The organism is Peptostreptococcus russellii (assembly GCF_900110295.1).
Lineage (GTDB): Bacteria > Bacillota > Clostridia > Peptostreptococcales > Peptostreptococcaceae > Peptostreptococcus > Peptostreptococcus russellii_A.
The window spans coordinates 322926-342373 of the sequence record NZ_FODF01000001.1 but is presented as its reverse complement, the minus strand read 5'-3'; the positions used below and the strand labels follow the sequence as shown (position 1 = coordinate 342373).

At 29.0% G+C, this 19448-nt stretch carries 15 protein-coding genes; 12 read left to right on the top strand and 3 right to left on the bottom strand.

The window, feature by feature from the left end:
- The 12 genes from BMY82_RS01405 to BMY82_RS01350 form a co-directional block, all read left to right on the top strand.
- Positions 1-1088, top strand: a 1088-nt coding sequence (locus BMY82_RS01405) for a M24 family metallopeptidase (RefSeq protein ID WP_144019709.1), incomplete at its 5' end; no start/stop codon positions are given.
- A 161-nt stretch (positions 1089-1249) separates the two neighbouring features.
- A complete protein-coding gene (locus tag BMY82_RS01400) occupies positions 1250-1774 on the top strand; it encodes a CAMP factor family pore-forming toxin (protein WP_091973687.1) in 525 nt (174 codons plus the stop codon).
- A 422-nt stretch (positions 1775-2196) separates the two neighbouring features.
- Positions 2197-3078: a Rossmann-like and DUF2520 domain-containing protein gene (locus BMY82_RS01395; protein ID WP_091973684.1), complete on the top strand. Its 882-nt coding sequence runs from the start codon at positions 2197-2199 to the stop codon at positions 3076-3078.
- A gap of 43 nt (positions 3079-3121) precedes the next feature.
- On the top strand, positions 3122-3973 hold the full coding sequence (gene panB, locus BMY82_RS01390; protein ID WP_091973682.1) for a 3-methyl-2-oxobutanoate hydroxymethyltransferase: 852 nt from the start codon (positions 3122-3124) through the stop codon (positions 3971-3973).
- Positions 3974-4009: 36 nt separating this feature from the next.
- Positions 4010-4858 carry a pantoate--beta-alanine ligase gene (gene panC / locus BMY82_RS01385; RefSeq protein ID WP_091973680.1) on the top strand — a complete coding sequence of 283 codons (849 nt, stop codon included), beginning with the start codon at positions 4010-4012 and terminating at the stop codon, positions 4856-4858.
- A gap of 127 nt (positions 4859-4985) precedes the next feature.
- Complete coding sequence (locus BMY82_RS01380; protein WP_091973677.1) at positions 4986-5885, top strand: radical SAM protein; 900 nt, start codon at positions 4986-4988, stop codon at positions 5883-5885.
- Positions 5886-6184: 299 nt separating this feature from the next.
- On the top strand, positions 6185-6505 hold the full coding sequence (locus BMY82_RS01375; protein ID WP_091973674.1) for an iron-sulfur cluster assembly accessory protein: 321 nt from the start codon (positions 6185-6187) through the stop codon (positions 6503-6505).
- Between the two features lie 222 nt (positions 6506-6727).
- Complete coding sequence (gene trmB, locus BMY82_RS01370; protein WP_091973671.1) at positions 6728-7471, top strand: tRNA (guanosine(46)-N7)-methyltransferase TrmB; 744 nt, start codon at positions 6728-6730, stop codon at positions 7469-7471.
- A gap of 15 nt (positions 7472-7486) precedes the next feature.
- On the top strand, positions 7487-8299 hold the full coding sequence (locus tag BMY82_RS01365; protein WP_242938882.1) for a hypothetical protein: 813 nt from the start codon (positions 7487-7489) through the stop codon (positions 8297-8299).
- A gap of 485 nt (positions 8300-8784) precedes the next feature.
- Complete coding sequence (locus BMY82_RS01360) at positions 8785-11997, top strand: hypothetical protein (RefSeq protein ID WP_091973668.1); 3213 nt, start codon at positions 8785-8787, stop codon at positions 11995-11997.
- A 9-nt stretch (positions 11998-12006) separates the two neighbouring features.
- Positions 12007-13767: a cell wall-binding repeat-containing protein gene (locus tag BMY82_RS01355; RefSeq protein WP_091973665.1), complete on the top strand. Its 1761-nt coding sequence runs from the start codon at positions 12007-12009 to the stop codon at positions 13765-13767.
- Positions 13768-15232: 1465 nt separating this feature from the next.
- On the top strand, positions 15233-16084 hold the full coding sequence (locus BMY82_RS01350) for a DegV family protein (protein WP_091973662.1): 852 nt from the start codon (positions 15233-15235) through the stop codon (positions 16082-16084).
- Between the two features lie 121 nt (positions 16085-16205).
- On the opposite strand, the gene BMY82_RS01345 is transcribed toward BMY82_RS01350, so the two are convergent.
- From BMY82_RS01345 to BMY82_RS01335, 3 genes are all read right to left on the bottom strand, one after another.
- Entirely contained in the window at positions 16206-17072 is an 867-nt protein-coding gene (locus BMY82_RS01345; RefSeq protein WP_091973660.1) for a DNA/RNA non-specific endonuclease, read from the bottom strand.
- A 249-nt stretch (positions 17073-17321) separates the two neighbouring features.
- Positions 17322-18296 carry a metallophosphoesterase gene (locus tag BMY82_RS01340; protein WP_242938881.1) on the bottom strand — a complete coding sequence of 325 codons (975 nt, stop codon included), beginning with the start codon at positions 18294-18296 and terminating at the stop codon, positions 17322-17324.
- 11 nt (positions 18297-18307) lie between these two features.
- Positions 18308-19357: a threonine aldolase family protein gene (locus BMY82_RS01335; protein WP_091973655.1), complete on the bottom strand. Its 1050-nt coding sequence runs from the start codon at positions 19355-19357 to the stop codon at positions 18308-18310.
- Positions 19358-19448 lie beyond the last annotated feature (91 nt).

Genomic DNA, 19448 nt, shown 5'->3' with positions numbered 1-19448 from the left:
TAAGTGATGAAATAAAGGCAATTCTTGCAAAGGACAATGTAGAATTAAGACCTTACAATGATATATATGAAGATGTTAAGGAATTTGGAAAGGGAGACACAATACTTATAGACCCTAGAAGACTTAACTATGCCCTATATAACAACATCTCAAAGGATGTTAAGGTAGTGGAAGAAATGAACCCTACAGTTTTATTTAAGGCAATGAAGAATGAAGTAGAAATAGAAAACATAAATAAGGCTGAAGTTATGGACTCTATAACACATGCTAAATTTATGTATTGGTTAAAGAATGATGCCCTTAAGGAAGGTGCAACAGAAATGAGCGCAAGTGATAAGCTTGAATCATTGAGAAAAGAACATCCAAGTTACAAGTGGCAGTCTTTTGCTCCAATAAGCTCATATGGTGAACATGCAGCTATGTGTCACTATGAATCTTCTCCAGAAACAGATGTTAAGATTGAAGAAGGAAACTTCTACTTATCTGACACAGGAGCTGGATTTATGGAAGGCTCTACAGATATTACAAGAACATTTGCAATAGGTGAAGTTAGTGAAGAAAGAAAGAGACACTTTACACTTGTATTAAGATGTAATCTTGCATTAGCAAGAGCACAATATCTATATGGATGTAACGGAATGAATATAGATATACTTTGTAGACAGCCAATTTGGGAAGAAAACATAAACTTCAATCATGGTACAGGACATGGTGTAGGTTATTTAGGAAATATACATGAACCACCAACTGGTATCAGATGGCAGTATAGAGCTCATGAAGTATATCCTCTACAGGATGGTATGGTTATAACTAATGAACCAGGTATATACATTGAAGGTTCTCACGGTGTAAGATTAGAAAATGAATTTGTAGTAAGAAAGGGAGAAGCAAATGAGTATGGACAGTTTATGTACCATGAAACTATAACATTTGTTCCATTTGACCTTGATGCTATAATTCCAGAAATGCTTACAGAAAGAGATAAGAAGGATCTTAATGAATACCATGCAAAGGTATTCGAAGTAGTATCTCCAAATCTTAATGAAAAAGAAAGAGAATGGCTAAAGAAATACACTAGAGCAATATAAATAGAATGATTGTTTCATAATTCATAACGTTGACAGTAGTTTAGTGCTTAAGAAATATTTTATAAGTTTAACTATCTGTCAGCGTTATATTTTTAATGTCTAAAAAAATTATATATTAATAAGATGAATATAATAAAAAATAGTTAGTTCAATTAAGATCTATTGAAGAAGCGTCTAATAAATTAAAAGCTAATCCCGAAACAATCTATGACATAGATTCCATTTCAGCTAGAATAGAACTTTTGATACATTGTGGTAAAACTATTAGCATTGCAACTACAGAGTTAACTAATAAAATCCAAAAGGCACATATTGAAATTGGGCTTGAAATTACTAAAGCTGTTGCAAAAGCAATAAATCCGTTTGAATCAGTAGAAGGACTGAAGGAAGAAGAAAGTGTGCTAGATAGTTTGATTGAAAAGGTTTCAACATATCCAGATTTAACTGCTGATGACACAGCAACAATCTATTATAAATCTAAATTAGATAAAACTATTTGGAATACAAGAATTAACAGGGATAAGTATATATTAAATAAAAAATCCTTTGAAACATATAAGGAGTTAAATAAAGCTATAACAAAAGCTGTGGGAATTCAATTAAATCCAGCTTCAAAGTGTATTGATATAGATAATGCAATCACTAATTTGAATTTAGCATATGAAACTGCTTTATCAAGCAAATAAATTTAAGTTTTTTAAAATATTATAATACAATAAAATTTAATATAGATAAGTAAAATATTTTCTCAAAAATAAAAACCTCGAGTTAAACAATCATGAAAGGGCAAAGGATTAATTAATCTTTTGTCCTTTTAATTTAAGAACTATGTTTTTACAAAAAATGATTTTTGGAAGGTTTAAAAATGAAAAAGAATAAAGGTATACTAAATTTAATAATAAGTTTTACAAGTATTTCGATTGCAAGTTTTATAGGACTTAAGTTCCATCAATTTTAAATTCTTGATTTTATATGAAAATTATGTTAAATTTTATTATGGTGGTATTCTTGAAGAAACTGCACGTTTTGAAATATTAAAAGTAGGAGATTATTAAAATCTCAAAAAGTATAATTATTAGTATTGCACTCTATCAAGGAGGTGATAACTATGAATAAAGTAGGTATTATAGGTGCTGGAAAAGTTGGAACAAGTATTGGCAAATATTTATTTAGCAATACGAACAAAGCAACTCTATGTGGTTATTATAGCAAGAGTATGTCTAGTTCAGATTTTGCCTCAAACTTCACTAGATCAGCACAGTTTGAAAATTTAGAAGAACTTGTAAAAAAATGTGATATTCTAATAATTACAACTCCAGATGATATTATATATGAAGTCTGGGAAGAAATATCAAAATATAATATTCAAAATAAAATAGTGTGTCACTGTAGTGGCTCACTTTCGTCGGAAATTTTCTTCAACGCATCAGAGAAGGCAGTAAAATCATGTTCGATGCATCCACTAATGGCAGTAAGTGATATAAGAACTTCGTACGTTAAAATGAAAGATTCATATTTTACTTTAGAAGGTGATGAAGATGCCTTAAAGGTAATGACAGAATTAATTAGGGAGAAAGGAAATAAATACAAAATAATTAATTCCCAAAACAAAGTAAAATATCATGTGGCATCAGTTTTTATGAGTAATCTTGTAATAGGAATTGCTAGTATGGCGTTTGATCTTATGGATCAGTGTGGTTTTAGCGAAAAAGAATCAGTTGAAGCAATGAAGTTTCTTGCTTTAGAAAATATGGAAAAATTATTTGAATCAGACCTTGAAAGCTCATTGACTGGACCAATCGAAAGAAATGATTGTAAAACAGTTAGCAAACATTTAAAGTTATTGGAAGAATTATGGGATAATCAAAAATTAAATACTTTAAATAATGCTTATAGAATTCTTAGTCTTTGTATCACAGAGATTGCCGAAAAAAAACATCCTGATAGAGATTATTCAAGCATAAAATCTATACTAAAAAACAGGAAATAATCAATGTTTATATAGGAGGATAGGCTTTTGCCTAATATTAAAAATGAAGAATACTGTAATGACTTTTAAAAAAGCGAAAGAAAATGGAGAAAAACTAACTATGCTTACGGCATATGATTATTCTACAGCTAAAATAGTTGATGAGTGTGGAATAAATTCAATTCTAGTAGGTGATTCACTAGGAATGGTGATGCTAGGCTACGAAGATACGTTAAGTGTAACAATGGATGATATGATTCATCATACAGCCGCTGTAGCAAGAGGTGCAAAAAATGCTCTTATAATAGGAGACATGCCGTTTATGTCATATAGCACTGGTGTAAGAGATGCATTGTTAAATGCTGGAAGATTTATGAGTGAAGGTAGAGCAAATTGTGTAAAGTTAGAAGGTGGCAAGGAGTATTCACATATAATAAAAGCTATTACAGAAGCAAAAATTCCAGTTTGTGCACATATCGGTCTTACGCCACAAGCAATTAATTCTTTTGGTGGCTTCAAGGTACAGGGGAAAAATTTAGTTACAGCTAAAAAATTAGTAGAAGATGCTATTGCTGTTCAAGAAGCTGGAGCTTTTGCAGTTGTTTTGGAATGTGTCCCTCAACGACTAGCTAAAAGAATAAGTGAAATTCTGGAAATTCCTACAATAGGTATAGGAGCAGGCGTAGGGTGTGATGGTCAAGTTCTTGTAGTTAATGACATGCTTGGAATGTATGATGATTTTACACCGAAGTTTGTAAAAAAATTTTCTAATGTTGGAGAAATGATGAGAAATGGAATAAAAGAATATATAATCGATGTCGAAGGAAATCAATTCCCAGAAGAAAAGCATACCTTCAAAATTGATGATGATGTAATGAATGAAATAGATAGCTATATAGAAGAAATAACAAAATAGTTTTTATATAAACTAAGATAAGAAAGGTCGCAATTTATGGAAATAATAAAAGACATAAACACTATGAGAGAAGTTTCAAGAAATTTAAAAGGAAGAAAAACTATAGGTTTTGTACCAACTATGGGATGTCTTCATGAAGGGCATAAAAGTCTTATTTCTAGAGCAAGAAAAGATAATGAAATAGTAATTGTTAGTATTTTCGTAAATCCCACACAATTTGCTCCAGGAGAAGACTATGAGAACTACCCAAGAAATATAGAAAGAGATTCTAAAATATGCAAAGAAGAAGGCGTGGATTATGTATTTAATCCTAATCCAGAAGATATGTATCCAAATGGTTTTTCAACATACATGATTCCAGGAGAAAATATGACAAATATTATGTGTGGCATATCTAGACCGACACATTTTAGAGGTGTATGTACAGTCCTTACGAAACTTTTCAATATAATAGCTCCTGATAGAGCTTATTTTGGCGAGAAAGATATACAACAGCTTGCAATAGTGAAAAGAATGGTAAAAGATATGAATTTCGATATAGATATTAAAGGCTGTCCAATAGTTAGAGAAAATGATGGCTTGGCAAAAAGTTCTAGAAATAGATATCTTAACTATGAGGAAAGAGAAGCTGCAACTATCTTGAAAAAAAGCATCGATAAAGCACGAGATATAATTTCTTCAGGAGAAAAAGATACTAAAAAAATAGCTAATATAATCGTAGAAACTATCAAAAAAGAAGACCTTGCCAAAATAGATTATATAGAGATTCTAGATTTTGATACTTTTGAGCGAATTGAATTAATAGAAAATGACGTTATTATAGCTTTAGCTGTTTATATTGGTAAAACAAGGCTTATTGACAATTTTATTTTATTGAATTTTTAATTTTCGAAATATTACTGTTTAAGTATTTAAAACAGAAGGAATGTAATAATTAATTCTTATTACTTTTTATCACTTTCAAAATTTATGAAAAGATAGTAAGATATAGATATAGGAAGAAGGTGATTTTTTGAAGTACGATGATCAGATATACAGACCACCTAAGGAAGCGAGGTCTCTTTTGCTTCAAGTTACAAACGGTTGCACACATAATAAATGCAGATTTTGTGGTATGTATAGAAATGTAAGATTTGGTATAGAAAGTCTAGAGCAAATAGAGTCCGATATCATAGAGGCAAGTAGACATCCTTTTTATAGAAATTCTAAAAGAGTCTTTCTTCTAAATGGAAATCCATTTGTATTAAAAGCAGATAGATTGATAAAAATTGCTGAGTTAATACATAAGTATATACCAACGGTAGAAGTGATCTCTATGTACGCTTCTATAAAAGATATAGAGAGCAAAAGCGATGAAGAACTTAAAGCAATAAAAGAAGCAGGTATAAGTGATCTTTACATAGGAGTAGAAAGCGGAAATCAAAAGGCACTTGAATTTATTAATAAGGGAAATACTGTCGATGAAGCTGTAAGAGAGATGAAAAGATTAGATCAGTATGGATATTATTATTATGCCATGGTATTGACAGGATTGATGGGAGAAGGCGTTGAAAAGGCAATTGAAAACGGTAAAATGACAGGTGAAATGTTAAGTAAAGTAAATTGTAGAGCTATATTCCCTATGTCCGTAACCCTAGTTCCTGGAACTGAACTTTGGGAAATGACTCAAAGAGGTGAATACAAGGAAGCCACAGAATACGATAGACTTGTTGAACTTAAAGCTTTAGTGGAAAATCTTAATCCAGAAAGTACAGCTCTTCTTTCATCGGCACATAATTCAAATACAATGTTTATAAAGGGAATTTTGCCTAATGATAGAGAGAAAATGTTAAATAAAATAAACGAAATATTTGAAGAAAGTACAGCTGAAGAAATGCAAAGCTGGATAGATAGAAAAAGAATTATGCTTTAGAAAATCTAAAATTTTAATTAGTAAAAAATATTTTGAAGAATATGCTATAAAAATAGAGAAATACTAATTTTAATTGCTATAGATTCTCAATAGAAGCTATAAGTAACAAAATATAAAATAGTTATTTTGCTCTTTGTTTTTAGATTATAAACTTTAGCTATAACTTTTAATATTATTACTTATATGGTATAATTAACTAGTCGACAGATATATCGACCATATAAATGTAGCTGGTGCGTATTTTTGCATTAGGCAAATATGTGATTAAAATAAAACTATATGCAGAAAGGATAAATATTATGAAAGTAGAAGCAGCTAACACAGCATTAGAAGTATTAAGAGAGATAATATCAGAACAGGGAGAAGGAGTTCCTACTTCAATAAGAATGTACTTTGCAGGTGCAGCTTGTTCAGGACCATCTTTTGGTTTAGCTTTAGATGAAAAGAAGCCAAGTGATGTATCTTGCTTAGTGGAAGAATTAGAATTCGTTATGGATGAACAGGAATATGACCAGTTCGGAGATATGCTTATACAGGACATAGGTGGAGGATTTAGAGTAATACCAGAAAGCTTAAAAGACATGGAGAGCGGATGTAGTGGATGCTCTGGCTGTCACTAAATTAAACTTATTAGATTTTTAAAGACTTCGGTCATACTACCGACTTTCAATTAATGAAAGTCGGTTTTTTTATATTATTTATATACTTTTCTATAGAAAATCATAATGGCGTAAATAGTAGTCCTAAGATTAGCTGTAATATAATATTAAGTAAGTTGACAGTTTTTTTCTAAAAAGGTATACTTTTATTGAATGATAATAATTTTTAAAAAGGAGTTTTTTATGAGAAGAAGAAAAAGAAGGGGAGCTGATGAAAAGCTTCTTTCGTATGAAGATTATATAATAAATGGAATGATAGATCAGATGGTTCCCGAAAACGTAGAACAATGCGAGGAAGGAATATTTGATAATAGAATTCCCGTTAAAAATGATGTTTATAATAATATTATAGATAATTATAGAGGAAAGTGGAGTCAGTTTTTTGAAAACGACAATCCAATACATATAGAGTTGGGAACAGGCAGAGGAAAGTTTATCACTACTCTTGCTGCTGAAAATCCAAATATCAATTACATTGCTTTGGAAGTTAAAGAAGAAGTCTTAGTAAGGGCTGTTGAAAAAGCAGATAAGCAAAAATTAGATAATATAGCTTTTATTTGGGGAAATGTCGAGTTTCTTGAAATCTACTTTAATGACAGTGAATTATCTAGAATATATATCAACTTCTGTGATCCGTGGCCTAAAAAAAGATGTGCCAAAAGAAGGCTTACACACAGAAACTTTCTTGAACTTTATAGAAAAAAACTAAAAGATGAGGGTGACATTAACTTTAAAACGGACAATAAAGGTCTATTTGAATTTAGTCTAAATGAATTTTCAGAAAATGATTGGGTTCTGAAAAATGTTACTTTAGACCTAGTAGAAAGTGATTTTAAAGGTAATGTGACAACAGAATATGAAGAAAAATTTATGAATTTGGGAATGCCTATATATAGATTGGAAGCAGTTGATATTAGAGAAAAATAATTGGGGGACTAAAAAGTGATAGTAGAATATATAAAAACATCAATAATTTATACTACCTTTTTTATGATACTATTATTGACATTTGGAGCTATGTTTAGTTTTGTAGAAAAAAAAAATTCATCTTCTATATATGCAAGTTTTGGTTTTAATGGACTGCTTGTAACTGGATTAGTAGGAACAATAGTGCACGAATTTAGTCATATGGTGTTTTGTCTTATTTTTAGGCATAGAATAACAGAGTTTTCTCTATTTCGTCCATTTAAAAGCAGATATGATGGAATCATGGGATATGTAAACCATAGTTGTAATATAAATAGCAAATATCAAAGAGCGGGGAATTTCTTTATAGGAGTTGCACCAATTATATTTGGAACAATATTTATAATACTATGTATGTGGATTCTTCTCCCAAATGAATTTAATAGCATAAAGAAAACCTTCAATATTAATATGAGCTATATGAATAATATAAACTATGTAAAAGATACTATAAATATATATATAAGTATTGTATTAGCCATAATACAAAGTTTAAATCCTTTTAGGAGTCATAATTTTTTATCTTATATTATATTTATCTATCTTATGTATTCAGTTACTACTCACATGGATCTTAGCAAGGAAGATTTGTCAAATAGCACTTTTGGATTAGTAGTATTTGTTATCTTTATATTTTTAATAAATCTTATATTCTGTGTATTAGGTCTTAAATATCAGGTGATTCTACTGAAGTTGTTTATAAGTTCAATATCTTTTCTAACAGTTGGCTTGCTATTTGCTATTTTTACCCTTGTGATATCGAAAATAATGGAATTTTTTATACTATGATTTTAAAATATAAAGAGTGGGATTCTCACTCTTTATATTTATTTTATAGCTAATAAATATAGCAGTTTTCTATATATTGTAACATATAAATTAAAAGTGTCTATTATAGCTATTGAAAAATACAATATAATAAAAAACTCATATTTTTAGTAAATTTTAACCTAATTGAATTTATTTTTTTAAATAAAATAAAAAGTTTATTTTTTACTATAAATAAGTAAATAATCAATTTATAAGATAAATTTTAAAAAATAAAAAATATCTTAAATATACTTTTCTTTACTTTAAATAATGCGTCTTTAATGTTATTTAAGTTATTTCGCTTGTTATTTCCAACTTTAATATAATGAAACGATATAGATATTTAGAATATATGGGTAGAATATATATTGATTTTATCAATTTGAAAAAATAAATATTATAATATAATATAAATATTGAGATTGCGCAATTTATTATAATAAAATATCTAAAGGGGGAAAATAATGCATAAAAGAGTAAAAAAGTTATTATCAATATCTTTAGCATTTACTATCTTTACTAGTAATTTAGCTATTGATTTTTCAAATGCTTTAGAGACAGAATGCAATAGCGGACAGTGCAGTTTGCTTTCTGAAAAATCTTTTGAAAATTCAGAAGATAAAAATAATATTAGAATAAAAGTAGTAGATAAAGTTGGGAGTCCTGTTAAGAATGCCATATTCACTTTAAAGGATGAAATGACAGCTAGTACTAAAGACTATAAAACAGACAGTGAAGGAATTTGTATATTAAGTGTAGATGAACTGAAAAATAGCGATTATATTATAGAATTATCAGATCCACAATATTCTAATTTCGTTGATAAAACGGTAGGCTCAAACAAAAGAGAATATAAAATAAAAAAGTTTGAAAACAATATTACTTTTGATGAAAAGGATTTTGATGGTGAAGTAAAGACTATACATTTAAATACAGTTGTTGAAAGCGAAGATTCTTTTAAAGAAGTAGATAACGAAAATATTAGATTGAAAATAACAGATAATAATGGTAATACAATATCAGGTGTTAAATATTTAATGAAGGCATTTGATGAAAATAAACCTTTAAATATTCCTACATCTGATAAAAACGGCTTGATAATAATACCAATTGCAGATTTAGAAGCGAAACCATATGAATTAAAAATAGATGATTCAGTAGCTAAGAAATATAATATTGTAGAGGGAAAAGGTAGATATATTGTTTCTAATAACTCTACACCAATTGTAATTGCTAGTAAGCAATATGATGGAAAAGTTATAAATATAAAGCTTGAAGAAAAAGGAAATATTGTTCCCGATGAAGTAACAAATTCTGATGAAGGAGAAATAAAGCCTGAAATCCCTGGTGAAACGAATCCCAAAGAAAAAGGTGATTTAACTAATTTAAAAATTAAGGTTTTAGATAAGAATAAAAAGCCTGTAAAAGGTGCAAAAATAGAACTTATTGATAAAGTGGTTTCTACTGTAGTAGGGACATATATTAGTGATGAAGCTGGAATTGTAAATATTCCAAATCCGAAGTTTATAGGAACATATGCTATTTCTCTAGATTCAGAGAATAATTATGAAAGTAGCATACCGAATAAGAATTCATTCACCTGTATATATAATCAAAACGAATGGAAAACAGTAGATGGAAAAGACTATAATGGTAAAGAATTTGTTGTAGAAGTTAAGGAAAAAACTTCTAAGCCAACATCAATAGAAGATGATATAAAATCAGAAGAAAAATTTGATAAAGTAAGAGTTAAAGTTATAGATCAGAAAGGTAAACCAATAGAAGGAATCGGATTTAAGCTACTTGATTTACAAAATGGTGGAAATTCAGTTGCAAGTTATGAAACCGATAAGTATGGGTATATGACAGTTACAAAGCCTATATATGAAGGTTCTTATAAACTTGACCTAAGTAACCGTAGAAACTATGATCCGAAAATACCAAATAAATTTAACTATTCACTTCAATGTGATAACGAAAGCTGGATAAAGGTTGAAGACAAAGAGTTTAATGGTTCTGAACTACTAGTTGAATTAATAGAAAATGATTCAGTAATTACTCCAGAAATTCCATCAGAACCGGTAGATCCAGGGCTTCCCGAAAATCCCAATATACCAGAAGTTCCAGATACACCAGAAAATAAGCTTGAAAAAATAAATGTAAAGTTTGTTGATGAAAATAATGCTCCAATTATGGGCGCAAAAATTGATTATATAGATGTAAACAATAATGATAAAGTTATTGAAACTCTAGTTACAGATACGGAAGGTAACTGCAAGGTTGGAAAACCGACACAAGCAGGTGAATTCGCACTATCTGTTAAAAAACCATATAGAGATTTTATGTTTATGAATGGAAGTGGAAGTGAATACGAACTTACAAGCAATGAGGGAACTCAGTGGGATAAAATCGATGGTATTAAGTATGAAGGAAAAGATATTGTAATAAAGGTAAAAGATGTAGATGCACCAGAAGCTAGAAAAGATACAATCTTATTAAGAGTAGTTGATGAGAATGGATATCCTATAAATGATAGTGTTTTTTCTGTTACTGATATGGATTCTTTTTCACCATTAAAAAATACATATAAAGCTGATGAAAACGGTATTGTGGCTATAAAAGTTCAAAGAAAAGAACTAAAAAATGCAGCTATATTACTTGAAAAATCTTTTAAAAAATATAAGTTAGATAATCCAATACCATTTACAGTTGACAGTACAGAGATAAAAACTTTAAATAAAAAGGAATTCGATGGTAAGCCAATTACAGTTGAATTGAAGAAGAACATATGGAAGACAGAACTTAATCCAATATATGTAGAAATGCCAGATGATAATACAATAGAGGCTACATTTAAGGAGAATTTAGAATTTCTAGAAAAAGATCCTAAAAAGATAAAAGAATTGATATATGTAAAAGAGTTTGTTTGGAATGCAAGTGATGAACAAGGAAATATTTTTTTAGGAGAAAATGATAAAATATCAGTTAAAGATAATAAGTTGATAATAAACTTTGAAAAACCTAAAAAAATAAAAACAAGTGCCAAGCTTATAATTAAGGAAGGTTCATTAATTACTGATAACGGAGGCATTGTAAGAGATCTTCAATGGGCAATATCTACAAGTTCAAGAATTTATGAAACAAAATATGACAATAATCTTTATGATTATAAAGGTGGAGAAGCTGTTGTACGTATAAAAGGTAACAGAATGGGAGTTCTCAAAGAAGGAGATTTGAATGTTTCTATAAATATAGGTGGAACAACTAAATCTATTGATATTCCTGTTAAAATTGAGTATGGAGTAGAACCTATTGTAAGATTTACTTTACCAGAGAATAAAACAGATAAAACAATAACATATGTGTTCAGTGCATCAGTTAAAGGACAAGCTGATTATACCAATATGGTAAGTTATGGAGAGATGACAGCAGCATCAGTTCTTCCAAAAGGAAAAAATAAAGACGAACAAACTTTAGGTGCAATTAGAGCTAGTGCAAATGATTATAAAGGTAATAATGAAAATAATACAGATATTACAGTATTTGTAAAGCCTGGTGAAGGTGGATTGAAAGCAATGCTTCATCTATATGGAACAAACTTAAATTCTAAGATAACAGAAGTAAGAGCTATAGATGAAAATGGTGTTATATTCCCAGTTAACCATGTTTCTACGTGAGAGGGAACAGTGCGATTCAGTGCAATCGCTTATACTAACCATAATGGTGTAATGGGAGATGGAAATACTCAAACAATAGAAATATTACCTCCTGGAAGAATCGGTCCAAATAAAAGATATAAAATTCAAGTAGCAATAGATGGTAAAAACTTTGTTGATACACCTTATGTATATATGACATTAGAAACTGAAATGGTAAAAGAACTACATGATTATCATAATTATACTAAAGATGATGTTAAATTAGCCAAAGTAAAATATATTGATAAAGATACTAAAAAAGAAATAGCAAAAACTGAAGAAATTAAGTGTTATTCATATTTTAAGACTTTGGAACTTCTTTCTGAAGCAAAAGATATTTCTGGGTACAAGCTTGTTAAGAAACCTGACATGGAAAAAACATATGAAGAGCAACCGATTGTATATTATGAATATGAAAAAGTTTCTAAAGAAGCTATTTTAGATGCAGAAATAAAAAATGCAGTAGCAACAGAAGATGAAAAGGTAAATGTAGCAGATATAGTAGTACCTAACCTAGAGGGTTCTAAGATAATTTGCGACGAAGTAAATGGACTTAAGATAGATGAAAATGGTTCATTAGTAGGTATGCCAAAGGATATAGTATTTGAACCAGGAAAGAATAAATCAACGATTAAATTAAATGTAACAGTAAAGAATGGTGATAAAACTATATCTAAGGAAGTTACTATAACTGTAACTAAGAAAGAAGATGCGAGCATAAGTAGACCATCAAGTTCTTCAAGAAGAAAGAAGAAATATGAAAATTCTACCGTTGTAACTGAAAATGAATACAAGATAGATGACATAATAATTTCTTCAGATATAGACAGTACAAGAAATCTAGTACGATTAGCAGGAAAAGACAGAACTGAAACTTCAGTAAAAGTAAGTAAGTCTATTTATCCAAAAGGGGCAGATATAGTTGTAATATCTAATAAAGATAAATCAAGTGACTCAATATCGGCTACTCCATATGCTAATTTATTAAAGGCTCCAATACTTTACTCTAATACATCTGATGTACCAGACAGTATAGTAAATGAAATAAAAAGGTTAAAAGCAAATAAAATAGTAATCGTTGGTGGAGAACAGTCTATAACTAAGTCTCAGGAAAAACAGTTGAAAGCAATGGGAATTAAAATAGACAGGATCAACGGCAAAGACAGATATGAAACTTCTTCAATGATAGCAGATAGAATGATGAAGTTATTAGGAACTTCAGATAACATTGTAATAGCAAATGGAGATAGTCAGGTGGATGCTGTATCAATAGCTCCAATAGCTATAAGACAAACTTCTCCAATACTGTTGACAAATGGAAATAACCTTTCAGAAGGAACAGACAAGATAATTTCTAGTAGCAAAAATGTAATACTGGCAGGTGGATCTCAGTCAATATCTGATAATCTTGAAAAGTTTGTACGTTCTAAACCATCAAAGAATGTAGAAAGAATTTCAGGAAAAGATAGATATGAAACTGCAGTAGAAATTGCTAGAACGTTCTCAGGTAACTCTGATATATGTATATATGCAAATGGAACAAAGATAGAAGACGCATTGATTTCAGCTCAATTAAGCGGTTACAAGAATGCTCCGATTATTCTTGTAAACGATAAGAACATATCAGAAAGCACAAAGGATTATTTGAAAAACAACAAAATAAAGAAAAACATCTTTGTTGGTGGCGAAAATTCTATAAGCGACGAAACAGTAAAGACTGTTCACGGTTTAGTTAAAGATAATAAGTAAAATCATAAAGTAACATATAAAATGCTCTTTGCCAGTTATTCGGTGGAGAGCATTTTTAATAATAGAATCGAAGAAAATAATTGAAAAATAAATATAAAATCTATTTTAGAATGCTTTACACCCATTTTAATAAATTGAAGGTGTATTACTACTATAGCGAAGCTTAAAATCGATTTTAGAAGGTCGTAAAATATCGATTTTTATCAAAAATAGCAAAAAATGGAAGTCATATTTTTATTACATAGCTAGAAATAATAGCTGATAGGTTTTTGTAAATTAATTTTTTTGCAACGTATTTTAAGCAAATATTGAGTTTTTGATAATAAATAGAATAGAGAAGTTAGAAGTGTTCTTCATTAGATGCAAACTATATATAGCTATGTGATATAGTATTCTCAATTAGAATGATATATTCTCAATTAAATAATAATTAATAAAAACAAGGGAAAAGATTTAAACATTTGCCATCTATGGAAATACAACTTGATGTATAAACATAAAGAATATTAATCTATATGAAATTATAATAATATATATACGGGCTTGTAACTCTATGTGTACTTATAAGTACGTAAACTTTAGAATGAAAGAAAATATAAATTATATTTTCTATAGGAATTTTAAGAAAAAATTATAATTTTTATAAAAACATACATAAAAAAAGCCATTTTTTATGATAAAAGTCATACGTTGTTGAAATAGTAGTTGAGACATAACTATTCTTTAAATGTATATTTAGGGAATAGTTGATATGTGAAATATGTAAATAGCTGATTTTATGCTAAAAATTGCTATTTTTTACTAATTCCTATAATTTGTCATTTTATAGCTTTTTTATGTGTGTTTACTTCTTTCTTCTTGTATATATTTTTAATCTTCTTCTTATTCCCTAATAATCTTATAGTGGCTGCCTTCATATATCTATTATCTATCAAAATTTCTTTATTATATAGATAGCTTGAAATTTTTATAGTATATAGATATTTATATTTTTTGAAATGAAATTCTATTTATTGCCATTATATGCTGATTTCTTATTTATAGATATTAACCTACTAAAATATATTTTATTCACTTATTTTATTTATACAAATCACATACTATTATTTTGGTAATCTAAATTAATATTCTTTTATTATATTTTTACTATAGACTGTATTTATTTACAAACAGCTATGACTATTTAATATGATTGACTTATAATATCTATATTACTAGAAAAATGAATAAATATCCTTAAAAATCTATTTTATAAAGTTAGAATACGTATTTAATCTATTTTTTTTATCAAAAAAAATCCTATATATTTAAAAAAATCATCTTATAAACAGTTGATTTTAATATATTCCCTATTTTATTTTTATTATCAAAGTTATTTATTAAATATACTATCTTGCATATCGTTTTATGATATAATAGTTATACTAAGTACAAAGAAATAAATTGTACTAGAAGGAGGATTTTAATGGCAATAAAAATAGTAGTTGATTCGGCTTCAGATATTTCATATGAAGAAGCTGAAAAAATGGGATTGGTATTTTTACCACTTACAGTTACATTTGGAGATGAAGAATATAAAGACACTATAGATATATCACATGATGAATTTTATGATAGGTTGGAAAATGGACCTATTTTACCTAAAACAAGTCAGGTAACTCCATTTCAATATGAACAAGCTTTTGAGAAAATTGTAGAAAATGGAGATATTGCAATTGCTATAACAATTGCGTCTAGCTTCTCAGGTACTTATTCAAGTGCTTCCATTGCAGCTGATAGATTTGATGACGGTAAGGTATATGTAGTAGATAGCTTCTCTGGATCTGTTGGGGAGAGAATTTTAATTGAGTATGCTCTAGAACTTTTGAAAACTGAAACAAATCCAGAAAAAATAGTTTCTGAACTAAACCGAGTTAAAGAAAAAATAGTAGTTCTATTTTTATTAGATACTCTTGAATATTTACAAAAAGGTGGTCGAATTTCAAAGATGACTTCTATAGCTGGTGCTCTACTTTCTGTAAAGCCAATACTTACTGTAGAAAACAAAAATCTTGTCCTTGCTGGAAAAGCTAGAGGTTTTAAAAAGGGAAATAATCTTTTAAGAGAAATAGCAATCGATAAGGGTGAATTTGATGGAGATAAGCCTTTTGCAGTATGCTATTCTGGAAAAAGTCGAGAATTATTAGATAAATATTTGGAAAAGTATGAAGAAATATTTGAAACTAAGCTAGATTTTATACCTGTATATCAGATTGGTAGCTCAATAGGTACTCATGCAGGTCCTAATGCAGTAGGACTAGCCTTTTTCGTAAAATAATAGATTTAAATTATAGTGTAGAAGATATCTATGATAAGCAGCAAAAAGGCAGTATAGATTAAATACTGCCTTTTTATATTACAACATAACTATTCCTTAAACAAAAAGTTTTCGGAAGTCTTTACTTTTTCAACTTTGAATAACCTGTTGCATAGTCTATAGATACTCTTGGCTGTACATTATAACAAAATACATTGAACTTGAGTCTATTATCTTCTATACTTCTAGCTTCCATTAAAACACCTCTGGCAACTTTCTCATCACCAATGAATATAGGACTAACTCTATACTTAACATGATTTTTTGTCGACTTTACATACTCTGCAACTTTATTTTCATATGGTAACATTCCATCAACATTCATATACCTAGTTCCAGTCATAAGATTTCGCCAATCATCGTTATCTCCAGCAATCTGATATCCAATAAGATGACATCTGTTATATAAATACTGACCATCAACAAAATCATATTTCTTTTGCTTCCAACCTGTAGGTTTAACATGGCTAATATCCCCTCTTTTTTCTTTTGGAAGATATTCTGGACCTGTTACAAGCTCGCAAGTTCCTACTCTATTGAGATTGTCTAAGTCTGAATACTTCTTATACACTGCTGTGCTAGTAGGTTTGGGGAAGAATGGTGTATTGTTATTAACTACTACACTTGCCTTGCCTGAATAAGTAGGAACATCTCTATTATAATCAAAGCTTGTATTTTGTCCTACTTGATTTTCATCATTATTATTTTCATCATTATTATTTCCATCATTATTTTTGTATTGATTCTTGTCTTGTGAGGATTTATCTTCACTTTCTTTACTATTATTGTCCTTATCGGCTCTTGTTTCATATTGAGTATTCTGACTTGTTTCTAACTTATGATTATTATTTGTATCTGAATCAATGAACTTAGATCCTATAATAAGTAACAAGGCAAGCAGAATAGAAGCAATTGAAATCTTAGGTGCTTGTTTACGTTTTTTACCCATATATATACCTCTTCTTTCTTTATAATATATGTTATTATATCATATATTTAAAAATAGTTCCCGAACATATGCTCTTTTTTATTTATTCGTCAATTGTCAATTTACTTATTTATAAAAAGATTTCATTTCATTTTCAACTTATTCAACTTACAAATAAATATTTTAAAATAGCGCTACCTAGTAACTATTATTTAAAGATTAAAACACATGGCTTTACATCTTCAAAACCGTTAAAGGTAACGCTTTTTATTAGATAAATTTAATTGATACAATCTCTGGTCTGCAGTTTATTCTAACCTTTACTGCTGATCCTCCTAAACCTTTGCTTACAAACATTTTTGTATTATCCTTTGTATATTCTCCAAAGCTATACTTAGGAAAGAACTTTCTATCAGGAGACAATAGTCCACCTATTTTAGGAAGTCGAATAATACCTCCATGAACATGTCCAGAAAATACATAATCTACACCCCATTTTGCATATTCCTCAAAATAAAGTGGATTATGGGCAAGAAGCATGTTACATTCATCCTTATTAAGATTTCCTAGTTTATTCTTTATATAATCGTAGTCAACCTTTTTAGCATTTCTATTACTGAAAAGATATCTATATGTATCAAAAGGAAGAACTAATCCATATAAATTAAAGTATCTATACTTTTTCTGTTTCTTATGCTTCTTTTGAACTCCTTCTTCACTAGAAATTTCCTCTGTAATGGTACTTTCTTCATCAATATCCAACTTATCTTCAGGTTTTATAGAAAACCTTCTTACTAGGTTAAAATTGGTATCAAGAACAAGTTTTTGATTATTTACCCTAACAATATTCAACTCTTTTATCTTTTCAAAATATTCAAGGTAATTATCTCTATACTTTTTTAAAAGTGCTTTATGTTCATGATTCCCTGTAATATAGTAAACCTTATACTTTTCTGAAAGATGTTTTAAAAGTTGGTATACTGGTTCATAATTTTTTTTATCAGATTCAATCATATCTCCAGTTACAAATATTACATCTGGTTTTTCCTTGTCAATATACTGAATAAGCTTGTCATTATTTTTACCAAATGACTTTCCATGAAGATCGCTTATTTGTATAATTTTTTTACCTATAAATTTATTTACCAACTTATCAGATTTTATATAGAATTTAGTAACTTCTAAGTTATTTACTTCTATAAATAAGTAGGCTACTATTGCCACTATCAGCATTATTGTTGACACTAAATACAAGCTTACATCACTCCTATCGCTTTTTCTAAAGCCTTAATTGATTCTTCTGAGCTTGCCCAATTAGTACAGAATCTCAGAGCTGCTCTGTTTTCATCTAGTTTTTTTTCTACATTAAATGAAATTCCTTGGCTTTCAATAAAATCTTTTTGTTGATTTGTAAGTATCGGGAATTGCTGATTTGTATAGGAATCAACAATAAATTCAATCCCTTTCTTTTTAAAAGCCTCTTTAATTCTCATTGCATAGGGGTAGGATTTTCTTGCCTTTTCAATATAATTGTTATCTGTAAATAGAACATCAAACTGTATACCGATTATTCTTCCCTTTGCTATAACAGCTCCATTATGCTTAGTTATACAATGAAAATCTTTATTGTATTTATCATTAGTAAAGCAGATTGCTTCTCCAAATAAAGCTCCACACTTAGTTCCACCGATATAAAAAATATCAGTATACTTAGCAAGATCCTCCATTGTAATATCATTTTCTTCTGAAACAAGGGCATATGCCAATCTTGCTCCATCTAAAAAAAGAGGTATTTCAAACTTATCACAGATAGACTTAATCTTTATAAGTTCATCTTTTGAATAGAGAGCTCCTCTCTCGGTTGGATGAGATATATATACAGCACCTGGCTGAACCTTATGCCAATCAAGTGGATTGAAGAAGTCATCTAAATAACTCTCTAAAGTTTCTGGAAGAAGTTTTGATTCTTCATCAGCCTTTACATCTCCATTGGATAAAGCTATAACCTTATGACCTCTACCTTCTATTGCGCCTACCTCATGAACATTAATATGACCTAAAACTGGTGAAATGACACCTTGGTGAGGTCTAAGTATCGCATCAAGTACAGTCATATTTGCCTGTGTTCCGCCTACAAGAAAATGAACATCAACATCTTTATTGCAATAATCTTGTATTTTTTTTGCTGCTGACTTACAATAATCATCTACTCTATATCCAGCTGTCTGCTCATAGTTTGTAGCAACTAACTTTTCAAGTATTTCATCAATACAACCTTCTGCGTAATCGTTCTCAAATCTAATCATGGCTCCTCCTCATAGTATTAATCAATTTGACTTACAATGTCTATTATACAATAAATTTTAAAACTTTTCTTTAAATTTGGAAAAAATTACT